The sequence below is a fragment of the Streptomyces sp. SAI-135 genome, from assembly GCF_029893805.1.
Lineage (GTDB): Bacteria > Actinomycetota > Actinomycetes > Streptomycetales > Streptomycetaceae > Streptomyces.
Map to the genome: position 1 here is coordinate 8,282,429 of NZ_JARXYP010000002.1, position 12,554 is coordinate 8,294,982.

The window sequence follows — 12,554 nt, forward strand, 5'->3', positions numbered from 1 at the left end:
CCGAGATGGTGGTGCCGGGTACCTGAACCGGGCCGACGGCGGTCCGGACGGAAAACCCGTCCCGTCCGGACCGTTGACGGGGTGTCATGACTGCAACAAACATGGCCTGCGACCCTCAGTTGGGAGCGCTCCCATAGTGGGCGCGGCCCGTACCTCCCCGAGGAGCCCGGACGTGAACAGACGCAGAACCGCCCTGTTGTCCCTGACCGCTCTGCTGGGCGCGGCACTTGTGGCCGCGCCCGTCTCCCCGGCCGCCGCCGAGGAGGTCGAGCAGCTCAGGAACGGCACCTTCGACACCGCCGTCGAGCCCTGGTGGACCACCAGCAACGTCACCGCGGCCGTGTCCGACGGACAGTTGTGCGCGGACGTGCCCGGCGGCACCGCCAACCGCTGGGACGCCGCCGTCGGCCAGAACGACGTCACCCTGGTGAAGGGCGAGTCGTACAAGTTCTCCTTCACCGCGAAGGGCTCGCCCGAAGGGAATGTCGTGCGCGCGATCGTGGGGCTGCAAGTGGCGCCCTACGACACCTACTTCGAGGTGAGCCCGCAGTTGAGCGTGTCCGGGAACTCCTACTCGTACACCTTCACCTCGCCCGTCGACACCGCCCAGGGCCAGGTCGGTTTCCAGCTCGGCGGCGGCGCCGACCCGTTCCGCTTCTGCATGGACGACGCCTCCCTGCTGGGCGGGGTCCCGCCCGAGGTGTACGAGCCCGACACCGGACCGCGGGTGCGGGTCAACCAGGTCGCCTATCTGCCTGCCGGACCGAAGAACGCCACTCTGGTCACGGACGCCACGACCAAGCTGCCCTGGCAGCTCAAGAACGCCTCCGGTGCCGTCGTCGCCCACGGCTCGACCGTGCCCCGGGGCGTCGACGCCTCCTCCGGGCAGAACGTCCACTCCATCGACTTCGGGGCCTACAAGAAGCGCGGCGAGGGCCTCACCCTGGTCGCGGACGGCGAGACCAGCCGCCCCTTCGATATCGGCACGGGCGCCTACGAGCAGCTCCGCCTCGACGCGGCGAAGTACTACTACACCCAGCGCAGCGGCATCGCCATCCGCGACGACCTGCGCCCGGGCTACGGCCGCGCCGCGGGGCACGTGAACGTGGCCCCCAACCAGGGTGACAAGAACGTGCCCTGCCAGCCCGGCGTGTGCGACTACACCCTCGACGTCACCGGCGGCTGGTACGACGCCGGCGACCACGGCAAGTACGTCGTCAACGGCGGCATCTCCACCTGGGAGGTGCTGAGCACCTACGAACGCGAACTGCTGGCCCGCACCGGGCAGCCCGCCAGGCTCGGCGACGGCACCCTCGCCATCCCCGAGAGCGGCAACAAGGTCCCGGACATCCTCGACGAGGCCCGCTGGGAGCTGGACTTCCTGCTCAAGATGCAGGTGCCGGACGGGCAGCCGCTGGCCGGGATGGCCCACCACAAGATCCACGACGAGCAGTGGACCGGTCTGCCGCTGCTGCCGAGCGACGACCCGCAGAAGCGCGAACTGCACCCGCCGTCCACCGCGGCCACCCTGAACCTCGCCGCGACGGCCGCGCAGGCCGCCCGTCTGTACAAGCCGTACGACAAGGCGTTCGCGGCGAAGGCCCTCGCGGCGGCCCGCAAGGCCTGGACCGCCGCGCTCGCCCACCCCGACCTGTACGCCTCGGAGAGCGACGGCACCGGAGGCGGCACCTACGCCGACAACAACGTCACCGACGAGTTCTACTGGGCCGCCGCCGAGCTGTACCTCACCACGGGGGAGAAGGCCTTCCAGGACCGTGTGCTCGCCTCGCCGGTGCACACCGCCGACATCTTCAGTCCCGTCGGCTACGACTGGGCCCGCACGGCCGCGGCCGCCCGGCTGGACCTGGCGACCGTGCCCAGCAAGCTGCCCGGCCGCGACAAGGTCCGCCAGTCGGTGGTCAAGGGCGCCGACGGCTACCTGGCCACCCTGAAGGCCCACCCCTACGGCATGCCGTACGCCCCCGAGGGCAACCTCTACGACTGGGGCTCCAATCACCAGATCCTGCACAACGGGATCGTCATCGCCACCGCCTACGACATCACCGGCGCCTCGAAGTACCGGGACGGCGCTCTCCAGGGCATCGACTACATCTTCGGCCGCAACGCCCTGAACATCTCGTACGTGACCGGCTACGGCGAGGTCAACTCCCAGAACCAGCACGCCCGTTGGTACGCCCACCAGCTCGACCCGAACATGCCGAACCCGCCGAAGGGCACCCTTGCGGGCGGGCCGAACTCGGGCATCCAGGACCCCTACGCACAGAGCAAACTCCAGGGCTGCGTCGGCCAGTTCTGCTACATCGACGACATCCAGTCCTGGTCGACCAACGAGCACACCATCAACTGGAACTCGGCCCTGACCCGGATGGCGTCCTTCGTGGCGGATCAAGGCTGACCCGCGCATGCTCCACCAGCTCACCGGGCCGTTCGTGCGCGGTGAGCGTGTGGAGCCGGGCCTGATCGAGCGGCTGGTGCACCTCCACGTACTCACCGTGCGGCAGCCGCTTGATCACCCCGGTCTCCCGGCCGTGCAACACCAGCTCGCGGTCCCGGAGCTGGAGGCCGAGGCAGATCCGCCGGGTGGCGACGAAGACGACCACCGGGACGACGAACATCCCGATCCGTACCGCCCAGGTGACGGTGTTGATCGACAGGTGGAGCCGGGTCGCCACGATGTCGTTGCCGCCCCCGGCCAGCAGGATCAGATACAGGCTGATCCAGGAGGTGCCGATCGCCGTGCGGACCGGACGGTTGCGCGGGCGGTCCAGCAGATGGTGTTCCCGCCTGTCCTTGGTGAACCTGGCCTCCAGGAACGGGTAGACACCGATGAAGAGCAGCAGGAGCGGGAAGACCACGACCGGGACGAGCACTCCGAGGATCAGCGTGTGCCCCCACAGGGTGATCTCCCAGCCCGGCATCACCCGCACCAGCCCCTCCGCGAACCCCAGGTACCAGTCCGGCTGGGCGCCGGTGGACACCTGGTCGGCACGGTAAGGGCCGTACGACCAGACGGGGTTGATCGAGGCCACGGCCGCGATGAGGGTGAGCGTCCCGAAGACCAGGAAGAAGAAGCCGCCCGCCTTCGCCAGGTACACCGGGAAGAACGGGGTGCCGACCACGTTGCGTTCGGTCTTCCCCGGGCCCGCGAACTGGGTGTGCTTGTGGTACACGACGAGGATCAGGTGGGCCACCACCAGAGCCGCCATGATGCCGGGGATCACCAGGATGTGCAGCGAGTAGAAGCGGGCCACGATGTCATGGCCGGGGAACTCGCCGCCGAACAGGAACAGCGCGAGATACGTCCCGACGATCGGCACCGACAGGGTGGCGCCGTACACGAACCTCAGACCCGTGCCCGACAGCAGGTCGTCCGGGAGCGAGTAGCCGAAGAGGCCCTCGAACAGGCCCAGGAACAGCAGCGTCCAGCCGAACATCCAGTTGACCTCGCGCGGCTTGCGGAACGAGCCGGTGAAGAAGTGCCGCATCATGTGCGTGAGCATCGCGGCGACGAAGATCAGCGCCGACCAGTGGTGGAGCTGCCGGATCAGCAGCCCGCCGCGCACGTCGAAGCTGATGTCCAGCGTCGACGCGTACGCCTCCGACATGCGCACCCCGTTCAGGGGCGTGTAACTGCCGTGGTACGTCACCTCGTTCATCGACGGATGGAAGAACAGGGTGAGCCACACGCCGGTCAGGATCAGGACCACGAAGCTGTAGAGGCAGATCTCGCCGAGCAGGAAGGACCAGTGGTCCGGGAAGACCTTGCGCAGGTACTTCGCGCCGAGGGTGCGGGTGCCGAGCCGTCCGTCGAGCCAGCCGGACAGCCGCTCGCCCTTCCCCGGCTCCGCCGGGCGTTCCGTGCGTGTCACGCCTCCTCCTTCTGCACATGCGTGAGCTTGTCGGGATTGCTGACGACGAAGAGGCCCGAGACGCGGTCGCCCTCCGCGGTGAGGTCCATGACGATCACCGCGTAGGGCGCGTCGCCCTGGAACAGCACGGCCGCGTCGTCGCCGTTGACCCGGCGGTAGCGCAGCTCCAGGGAGCCGGCCCCGGCCCCGCCCCGCTTCGCGTAACCGGTGAGCAGCCGTACCGCCTTGTCCCGGCCGTGCACCGGGCGCAGCGCCGCGGGCCTGCGGTTGCCGCCGCCGTCCGTCCACACCGTCACGTCCGGCGCGAGGATCTCCATCAGCTCCGCGATGTCGCCGCCCACCGCGGCCCGCACGAACCGCTCGGTCGCCTCCCGGCGGACCCGCGGATGCGCCTCGTACAGCGGACGGCGGGCATGGACATGGGCCCGCGCGCGACGGGCCACCTGCCGTACGGCGGCCGGGGTGCGGTCGAGGATCTCCGCGATCTCGGTGTGCGCGTACCCGAACACCTCGTGCAGCACGAACACCGCGCGTTCCAGCGGGGACAGCGACTCCAGGACCACCAGCATCGCCAGCGACACGGACTCGGTGCGCAGCGCGGGGTCGTCGGCGCCGTCCTCGTCGGCGACCAGGGGCTCGGGCAGCCACGGGCCGACATAGGTCTCCCGGCGGCGGCTGACCACCGCCCGCCGCTGGAGCGCGTGATTGACGGCGATCCGCACCAGATAGGCACGGGGGTTGTCGACCCCGCCCGGGCCCCGGCGCGACCACGACAACCACGTGTCCTGGAGCACGTCCTCGGTGTCGGCGACGCTGCCCAGCATGTTGTAGACGACGCCGAACAGCAGCTCCCGGTGCTCGACGAAGACACCGGTCGCCGCCTCGGCGTCGGGTACGGGGATCTCGGACATTCCTGTGGCCTCCCGGTAGCGCGCTCACTACTGCGAGGTCCCGCGGCCCCGGAATGTGACATCCGGCTCGCGAATGTGACCCACGCCTCATCCAGGACGCGTCGTGGAAGACGATCCCCAGCGCGTGCCTCCGGCCGGAGCGCGCCACGCTCACCCCGTGCCGCATCGCCGGGGGAGCACGGTCGCCGTGCCCCGGGGCTGCGCTCGGGGCCGCTGCTCGACCAGCAGGAACTCGCCGCCCGTGTAGTCGGTGCCGTGCTCGGCGAGGCCGATCACCGCGCCGCGTGGCAGCGCTCCAGCCACTCCTCCAGGGAGCCGGGCCAGGGGGCCGGACGTCCGAGCCGGGCCGCCCAGCTCACGGGCGACGGGCAGCAGCCGCGGACAGAGTTTTCGAGTGTGGGAGGCTGCCCACCGCCCCTCCGGCGGGAGTCGGACACCGCTCTCGGGCCTTCGCGGTACCGCTCCACAGCCGCCCCGAGCTGCGCGTATTTACGGTCAAGTACCCGCGCGGTACCGTTGAGAGCATGCCAGCTCTCAATGTGGAGTTCAGCGATCGCGAGCTAGAGGACCTGCGCCAGATCGCCAAGGAGCGCGGTACGTCGATGAAGGCCCTCGTGCGTGAGGCCGCCGCGGCCGACATCGCCCGGCACCGGGCCCTTCAGGAGGGCGCGGAGGCGTTCCGGCGCTTCTTCTCCGCCCACGCCGACGAGTTCGCCGCCGCCTTCCCGGAGGACGAACCGGCCGCCAAGGGCGCGGGGCGGGTCGCCTGACCGATGGCTTCCGTCGTCCACATCGACGTGCCCTGGCTGCTCCAGCGGCACGAAGAGGTCCTGCCAGACCAGCCCACGATCAACGACTTCTCGGCCCTGGTCGCCGCCGTCGCCCGGCACCGCGTCGACCCGCCCCGCCTCGGCGTGGACTCCGACCCGGCCTGGCGCGCCGCCGCCCTCCTGCACACCCTGGCCCTGCTCAAGCCCTTACCGTCGGCCAACGCCCGCTTCGCCTGTGCCACCGCCGTGGCCTACATGTTCGTCAGCGGCGTCGGCATCGACCCGCCCTACGGCGCCCTCGTCGACCTGGCCCGCGATCTGATCTCCGGCAAGACCGACGTGTACGGCGCGGCCGACCGGCTGCGCTCCTGGCAGATCTGAGGAGGCCGGGGCGCGCAGAAGGTCCCGAGCAGGACGCGAGTGCCCCGGCCGGACGCCGACCACCTCGCCCCCGGGGCCGCCGACCGAGGGCGGGAGGAACGGGGTCGGCGGCCGGGGTGTCGCGCGGAAGAGCCGCCGTCCCGCGCGGGGGCCTCCGAGAAGGGCCGACTCCAGTGGACTACCGCTCACCGCCCCGGGGGAGCGTGCGCGGTGCTCCGGCGCGTGCGCGGGTTTCACACGGGGCGCACGGAATGTCGAAAGCCGGTGCGAGGGCACGCAGTTGCGACTTCGTCTGACCATCTTTCAAAGTGATGCGGATGTTGCCCGGGTGCCTTGTTGGCCGTGAGTGACCTGTGCAAGGGTGAACCACCTGTGTGGGGGGCAAGGCCGGGTCGCATTCGTCCCGTGGGGAACCGGGTCGGAGGGGCGCCGGCGAATTCGTGCTTCCCACCCTCGCGTCCGAAAGGAATGCCCCTTCGGCACTCCTTTTCGGCAGGGGAACTTTCTGTGAGTCCCATGTCCGTGGGAAGGAAACCCGCTCAGTGCCAACCCCCCACCCCCCGCTCCCTCCTTACCCGCCGCCCGGCGGCGCCTCGGGAGAATCCGACGAGGATCTCGCCGCCCGCCTCAGGGGCCGCCCCGACGCCGAGGCCACCCAGGCCGTCGCCCTGCTCATGGCCCGCCACTGGAAGCCGGCCCACGAATACGCGGTCATCTGCCTCGCCTCCCCGTCCGAGACCGCCACCATGGTGGCCGCGGCCGCCTTCCACCAGGTCCTGGACCGGCTCGCGCTCGGCGAACCGGCCCTCGCGCTGCGCCCCAGAACCCTCGTGGCCGTGCGGGACACGGTCAAGGAGTGGACGGCCGAGGACCGGACGACCGGTGTTCTGCCGGACCTGGTGAAACCGAACGGCGGCCGCGGGATGCGGGCCGCCAAGTCCATGACCCCCGAAAACCGCAAGCTCGCCGAGCGCTCATTCCAGTCCCTTCCCGGACTCGCCCGCTGTCTGCTGTGGCACACCGAGGTGGAGGCGGAGTCGATAGCCGTGCCCGCCGCGCTCCTCGGCATGGACACCGAGACCGCGTCGGCCACACTCGAACAGGCGCGTGAAAAATTCCGCGAAGGGTGTGTACATGCCCATCGGGAACTCGCGCCGACGAAGGACTGCCGCTTCTACAACCGCCTCCTCGACGTTCCCATTCGCCGCGGCGGAGCCCTGTTGCCGGATGTCCAGCAGCATCTCGCGGAGTGCCGATACTGCCGTTCCGCCGCGGAACAACTGAGCCATTTCGAGGGCGGTCTGGGCATCCTGATCGCCGAGTCGGTGCTGGGCTGGGGTGCCCGCCGCTACCTCGAACTGCGCGCCGGGCGTACGCCCCCGACGGCGGCCCGCGGCCGGGGTTCCGGCCGGCACGGCGCGGCACGCCGCCGCATCCTCGCGCGCATCCCGGCGCCCGGCCGCCGCGCTCCCGGCGAGGGCGGGGGCCTGCGGTCGTCCCGGACGCTGCTCACCGGAGTGGGCCTCACCTCCGCGGGCCTCCTCGCCGCCATGCTCGCGGCCGGCCTGTGGTCGCACGACGGCGGTGCCGACCCGGCCGCCTCCACCAGCGCCACCGGAGGAGACCCGACCCCGGACACCGCCACCCCCACCCCGGGCACCGCCCAACTGCCCACCGCACCGGCGGTGACCCGGCTGCGCAACGCCGCCGCCGACCTCTGCCTCGACATCCGGGGCACCGTGAGGGCGGGCGCGGCCACCGAACTCGCCGCCTGCTCGACCGACCTGACACAGCGGTGGTCGTACGGCATCGACGGGCTGCTGCGCAGCGAGGCCAACCCCGGGCTGTGCCTGGACTCGCACAAGGACGCGGGCGTGGTCGTCCTCGGAACCTGCGCCGACGAGAAGGCGCAGCGGGCCGACGACGTGCGCTACGACCTCACCGTGCAGGGGGAGTTACTGCCCCGCTGGGACGAGCGGCTCGCCCTCGCGCCCACCGCCGAGGACCCGGGTGCCGACGTCGTCGTCAAGGTCCGCGACGGCTCGGACCAGCAGCGGTGGCTGGCCGACGCGGCCACCGGCGCCAGTCCCGGCTCGCTGTCGGTCACCGGGAGCGAGGGCCCGCAGGCCCGGCCCGCCGAGCTCACGGACCGGATCTAGGGACTCCGCTCGTGGATCTCGTGGTGGCCTCCCCTCAGGAGGGGGCCTCCACGAGGTCGTCGGGGCCGACCGTGGCCGGGCTCGCGTGTCCGGAGAGGGCGAGCGTGAGGTCCAGCTCGGCGAGCAGGCAGCGGATCACGTGCTCGACGCCGGCCTGTCCGTCCAGGCCGAGGCCGTAGACGTACGGACGGCCGAGGAGCACCGCGCGGGCGCCGAGCGCCAGGGCCTTGAAGACGTCGTCGCCGGTGCGGACACCGCTGTCGAAGAGCACGGTCAGCCGGTCGCCGACCGCCGCCACCACCCTCGGCAGCGCGTCGGCCGCCGCGACGGACCCGGCGACCTGCCGGCCGCCGTGGTTGGAGACCACGACCCCGTCCATGCCGGCGTCGGCGGCGAGGCGGGCGTCGTCCGGGTGCAGGACGCCCTTGAGGACGATCGGCCCGTCCCAGTGCTCCCTGAGCAGCGCGAGGTCGGGCCACGTCTTGCCGGGATCGGAGAACATGCCGACGAAGTGCAGCACGGCCGCGTTCGGATCCTCGTGCACCGGCTTGGCCAGGCCCGCCTGGAAGGCCGGGTCGGAGAAGTAGTTGGCGGTGCCCACCCCGTGCAGGAACGGCAGATACGCCTGGTCGAGATCGCGGGGCCGCCAGGACAGCAACGGGGTGTCCAGGGTGACGACCAGTGCCGTGTACCCCGCCGCCTTGGCCCGGTGCAGGAAACTCAGGGCCACCTGCGGGTCCTTCGGCCAGTACAGCTGGAACCAGCGCTCGGCGTCCCCCATCGCCTCGGCGACCTGCTCCATCGGCGTGCTGGCGGCGGACGACAGGATGTAGGGCACGCCCTGTGCCGCCGCGGCCCGCGCCGCCGCACGCTCCGCGTCCGGGTGCATGATCGACAGGACGCCGACCGGTGCGAGGGCCAGCGGGGCGGGCAGCGGCCGGCCCAGCACCTCGACGGACAGGTCGCGTTCGTGGACGTCCCGCAGCATGCGCGGGACGATCCGGCGCCGCTCCAGCGCCGCCCGGTTCGCCCGCGCGGTACTGCCGTCGCCCGCGCTGCCCGCCACGTAGCCCACGGGTCCCGGGCCGAGGCGCTGCTCGGTGAGCTCCTCCAGCCGGGTCAGGTCGGTGGGCAGCCGGGGCACCGCACCCGACATCCCGTTCAGATAGATCTCGTACTGGAAGTCCGCCCAGTGCCTGGCCATCCGCCGCAACCGCCTCTCCTCGTCGGGTGCGCCGACGATATCGGGGGCGGCCCCTGGTCAGGAGGGGGAGGCCGGGCCCAGGCCGGCGAGAATCCCTGCCAGTTCGGCCGGCCGGGAGAACATCGGCCAGTGTCCGGTGTCGATCTCGACCAGCTCCCAGTGCCCGCTCTTCACCAACTCCGCCACGACGGGCGGCGGTTCCTCGTCGTCGAGGCGGCACTTGACGTACGTCGCCGGGAGTTCGCTCAAGGGCCGGGTGAGGACGGCGGGTTCGGTGAGCGTCGCCCCCGGGTGCGGGCACGAGCGGTCGATGATCCGGGCGATCTGCTCGTCCGTGAGCCCCTGGCCGGCGAAGTGGTCCGCGGGGGCGGGCGGCCAGAAGCCGTCGTGCTCCGCCACGGCCTCGCGGATGTGGTCGCTCTCCCACCCCGACAGAAACGACTCGCCGTCCACGGGTACTTCGGAGTCCACGAAGACCACCCGTGCCAGCCGGTCACCGATCCGAGCGGCCGCCTGCCCCACGGGGACACCCGCGTAGCTGTGCCCGACCAGCACGACCTCGCGCAGGTCGAGGCGCTCGACCTCCTCGACGACGTCCCGCACATGGGTCTGCTGCCCCGCGGGGACGCCCCGCTTCTCCGCGAGACCCGACAGCGTCAGCGGATGGGGCCGGTGGCCGGCCGCGCGCAGCTCGGCCGCGACCTCGTCCCACGCCGACGCCGACAGGCGCGCTCCTGCCACGAGTACGAAATCAGTCATGCCCGCAACGTAGCCGACGGCACCGAAGGTGCCCCGGGCCCGGTGACCGGCGGCACCGGTACCTCGACGGTGCGCGCCAGCCGGGGCCCCTCGGGCCCGTACACGGCCCGCGGTTCGGGGAAGAGCCGCAGCAGCGTCAGGAACAGCACCGCGGCCACCACCAGCGACAGCGGCAGGCTGATGTCGACGCCGTTCGCCAGATCGCCCAGCGGGCCCACGAACTGCCCCGGGATGTTGGTGAACAGCACGCCGAGCACCGCGGCCACCCACCACGCGGTCATGCCCCGCCAGTTCCAGCCGTGCGTGAACCAGTAACGGCCGCCGCGCTGACGCCGGTTGAAGACCTGGAGGGCGTCCGGGTCGTACCAGCCGCGCCGGGTCCAGAAGCCCAGCATCATCACCACCATCCACGGGGTGGTGCAGGTGATGATCATCGTGGCGAAGGTCGAGATGGACTGCACGAGGTCGAGCCCGAAGCGTCCGACGAAGATGAACACGATCGACAACACGCCCACCAGCAGCGTCGCCTGAACCCGTGACAGCCGCGGGAACACCGAGGAGAAGTCGAGGCCGGTGCCGTACAGGGCCGTCGTGCCGGTCGACATGCCGCCGATCAGCGCCAGCAGGCAGACCGGCAGGAAGTACCAGCCCGGCGAGATCGCGAGCAGTCCGCCGACGAAGTCCGGGGCGGCGGGATCGACGTAGTCGGGCGCCTTCGCCGCGATGATGCTGGCCGTGGCCAGCCCGAAGACGAACGGCACCAGCGTCGCGAGCTGGGAGAGGAACGCGGCGCCCATCACCCGGCGGCGCGGGGTGCCGGCCGGGATGTAGCGCGACCAGTCGCCGAGGAACGCGCCGAACGACACCGGGTTCGACAGCACGATCAGCGCCGCGCCGATGAACGACGGCCAGAACAGGTCCTTGGTCGCCGCGTCCGCCGTATCCGTGAAGACGCCCGCGTACGACGCGTCGAAGTCGCCCGCGAAGGCGATCGCGCCCAGCAGGAAGAGCACGGTCGCCGAGGCCACCGCGACCTTGTTGACGAACAGCATGAACCGGAACCCGTACACGCACACGGCGAGGACCAGACCGGCGAACAGCGCGTACGCGAGGGCGTACGTCAGATCATCGCGGCTCAGGCCGAAGAGCCGGTGCGCGCCGCCGACCAGGGCGTCGCCGGAGCTCCACACCGAGATGGAGAAGAACGCGATCGCCGTCAGGAGGGAGAGGAAGGAGCCGACCACCCGGCCGTGCACGCCGAGGTGAGCGGAGGAGGAGACGGCGTTGTTGGTGCCGTTGACCGGGCCGAACACCGCCATCGGGCACAGGATCAGCGCGCCGACGAGCACGCCGAGGAGGGTGGCGGCGAGCCCCTGCCAGAAGGAGAGCCCGAAGAGGATCGGGAAGGCGCCGAGGACACAGGTGGAGAAGGTGTTCGCGCCGCCGAAGGCCAGGCGGAACAGGTCGAGCGGGGTCGCGGTGCGGTCCGCGTCGGGGATGCGCTCCACCCCGTGGGTCTCGACCTCGGTGAGGGACTGCTCGGCGGTGCCGGACTGCGGGGACAAGGGGGCTCCAGCGGGGAGTACGGCGGTGGAGCGCGGGGTGGCGCGGCGGGGGAGGACGGTCCGGGCACACCGCGGGGTGTACGGCGTACACGGAGACCGTCCTGCTGGGGTGTGCCGACGGTACGGCCGGTCCACGTTCCGCGGCCAGTGGACGTTTCATCCATCTTCAGGGCCCCCGGTGGAGGATTCGGCCACCCCCTCGGTGTCGGGCCCGCGCTCGCGCACCCGCTGGACGTGCTCCAGGGACTCGCGCAGCTCGGAGAGCCAGTCGTCGGTGTGCCGCTGGACCAGCCGGACGCACCAGGCGAGCGCGTCGCTGCGGCTGCGGGCGACCCCGCCGGCGATGAGGGTGTCCAGGACCTGGCGCTCGGGCTGGCGCAGCCGGGTCATCACGGGCGCGGCCACATGCGTGAACAGGGCGCGCTCACCGTCGCACTCCACGCCCCAGGACACCTTGCGGCGGAACTGGTGCTCGGCCTCGCGGGCGACCGCGACCCGGTCCTCGCGGGTGCGCTCCCGGAACTCCTGGATCCGGCCCTGTACGGCCGCCTCCCGCTCGGCGCCCGAGACGTCCCCCGTGAGCCGGGGCCCGGGGATGCGGCCGATCACGGTGATCTCCTCGCGGTCGGCGACCACCTCGACCAGGGCTTCGAAGAGGTCGTCGGGCAAGCGGCCGGTGAACCAGCCGCGCAGCTTCTCTCGCTGTTCGTCGGTAATCATGTAATGACGATTACTCCACGCCCTCATGAACGCAAGGGGCCGTGACGAGGTGTGCCGACAGCTGAAGCGGAATGTTTCAGGCCTATTGCCGAGGCGGGGTAATCAGGCCATCCGGCCGGATCGGGCGATCAAGAACCGCCGGGTTGAGGGGCTCAGCTGTTCGGATGATGTGACTTCACGCCACTGATTCAACAC

The 12,554-nt window shown here is 71.3% G+C and carries 10 protein-coding genes and 1 pseudogene; 4 read left to right on the forward strand and 7 right to left on the reverse strand.

From position 1 onward, the window contains the following. Window positions 1–172 precede the first annotated feature (172 nt). Entirely contained in the window at window positions 173–2,416 is a 2,244-nt protein-coding gene (locus tag M2163_RS41935; RefSeq protein WP_280847618.1) for a glycoside hydrolase family 9 protein, read from the forward strand. On the opposite strand, the gene M2163_RS41940 is transcribed toward M2163_RS41935, so the two are convergent. The 3 genes and pseudogenes from M2163_RS41940 to M2163_RS41950 all read right to left on the reverse strand — a co-directional run. Next, window positions 2,361–3,890 (reverse strand): cytochrome bc complex cytochrome b subunit, encoded by a 1,530-nt coding sequence (locus M2163_RS41940; RefSeq protein WP_280896657.1) that lies wholly within the window; start codon window positions 3,888–3,890, stop codon window positions 2,361–2,363. The two genes, M2163_RS41935 and M2163_RS41940, sit on opposite strands and share 56 nt — an antisense overlap. After that, window positions 3,887–4,801 (reverse strand): RNA polymerase sigma factor SigJ, encoded by a 915-nt coding sequence (gene sigJ / locus M2163_RS41945; protein ID WP_280847617.1) that lies wholly within the window; start codon window positions 4,799–4,801, stop codon window positions 3,887–3,889. Before sigJ ends, M2163_RS41940 begins: the two co-directional genes overlap by 4 nt. 94 nt (window positions 4,802–4,895) lie before the next feature. After that, a pseudogene (locus M2163_RS41950) lies at window positions 4,896–5,182 on the reverse strand (2OG-Fe(II) oxygenase); the annotation flags it as partial. 143 nt (window positions 5,183–5,325) lie between these two features. On the opposite strand from M2163_RS41950, the gene M2163_RS41955 reads away from it, so the two are divergent. From M2163_RS41955 to M2163_RS41965, 3 genes are all read left to right on the forward strand, one after another. Further along, complete coding sequence (locus M2163_RS41955; RefSeq protein ID WP_053852057.1) at window positions 5,326–5,571, forward strand: hypothetical protein; 246 nt, start codon at window positions 5,326–5,328, stop codon at window positions 5,569–5,571. A gap of 3 nt (window positions 5,572–5,574) precedes the next feature. After that, window positions 5,575–5,952, forward strand: coding sequence for a hypothetical protein (locus M2163_RS41960; RefSeq protein ID WP_007386606.1), 378 nt, complete (start codon window positions 5,575–5,577; stop codon window positions 5,950–5,952). A 542-nt stretch (window positions 5,953–6,494) separates the two neighbouring features. After that, window positions 6,495–8,111 carry an RICIN domain-containing protein gene (locus M2163_RS41965; protein ID WP_280847616.1) on the forward strand — a complete coding sequence of 539 codons (1,617 nt, stop codon included), beginning with the start codon at window positions 6,495–6,497 and terminating at the stop codon, window positions 8,109–8,111. Between the two features lie 34 nt (window positions 8,112–8,145). Here M2163_RS41965 and M2163_RS41970 read toward each other — a convergent pair whose 3' ends face one another. From M2163_RS41970 to M2163_RS41985, 4 genes are all read right to left on the reverse strand, one after another. After that, window positions 8,146–9,315: a lactate 2-monooxygenase gene (locus M2163_RS41970; protein WP_280847615.1), complete on the reverse strand. Its 1,170-nt coding sequence runs from the start codon at window positions 9,313–9,315 to the stop codon at window positions 8,146–8,148. Window positions 9,316–9,372: 57 nt separating this feature from the next. Continuing rightward, entirely contained in the window at window positions 9,373–10,074 is a 702-nt protein-coding gene (locus M2163_RS41975) for an alpha/beta hydrolase (RefSeq protein WP_280896658.1), read from the reverse strand. After that, window positions 10,071–11,639 (reverse strand): cytosine permease, encoded by a 1,569-nt coding sequence (locus M2163_RS41980; protein WP_280896659.1) that lies wholly within the window; start codon window positions 11,637–11,639, stop codon window positions 10,071–10,073. Before M2163_RS41980 ends, M2163_RS41975 begins: the two co-directional genes overlap by 4 nt. Before the next feature lie 156 nt (window positions 11,640–11,795). Further along, the gene (locus M2163_RS41985; protein ID WP_280896660.1) at window positions 11,796–12,359 is read right to left on the reverse strand and encodes a hypothetical protein; all 564 of its coding nucleotides are present in this window, start codon (window positions 12,357–12,359) and stop codon (window positions 11,796–11,798) included. Window positions 12,360–12,554: the final 195 nt, after the last annotated feature.

Bases quoted from the DNA above. Each gene is read 5' to 3' on its own strand.
- M2163_RS41985 (WP_280896660.1), bottom strand. From the start codon at position 12,359: ATGATTACCGACGAACAGCGAGAGAAGCTGCGCGGCTGGTTCACCGGC.
- M2163_RS41975 (WP_280896658.1), bottom strand. From the start codon at position 10,074: ATGACTGATTTCGTACTCGTGGCAGGAGCGCGCCTGTCGGCGTCGGCG.
- M2163_RS41960 (WP_007386606.1), top strand. From the start codon at position 5,575: ATGGCTTCCGTCGTCCACATCGACGTGCCCTGGCTGCTCCAGCGGCAC.
- M2163_RS41955 (WP_053852057.1), top strand. From the start codon at position 5,326: ATGCCAGCTCTCAATGTGGAGTTCAGCGATCGCGAGCTAGAGGACCTG.
- sigJ (WP_280847617.1), bottom strand. From the start codon at position 4,801: ATGTCCGAGATCCCCGTACCCGACGCCGAGGCGGCGACCGGTGTCTTC.
- M2163_RS41970 (WP_280847615.1), bottom strand. From the start codon at position 9,315: ATGGCCAGGCACTGGGCGGACTTCCAGTACGAGATCTATCTGAACGGG.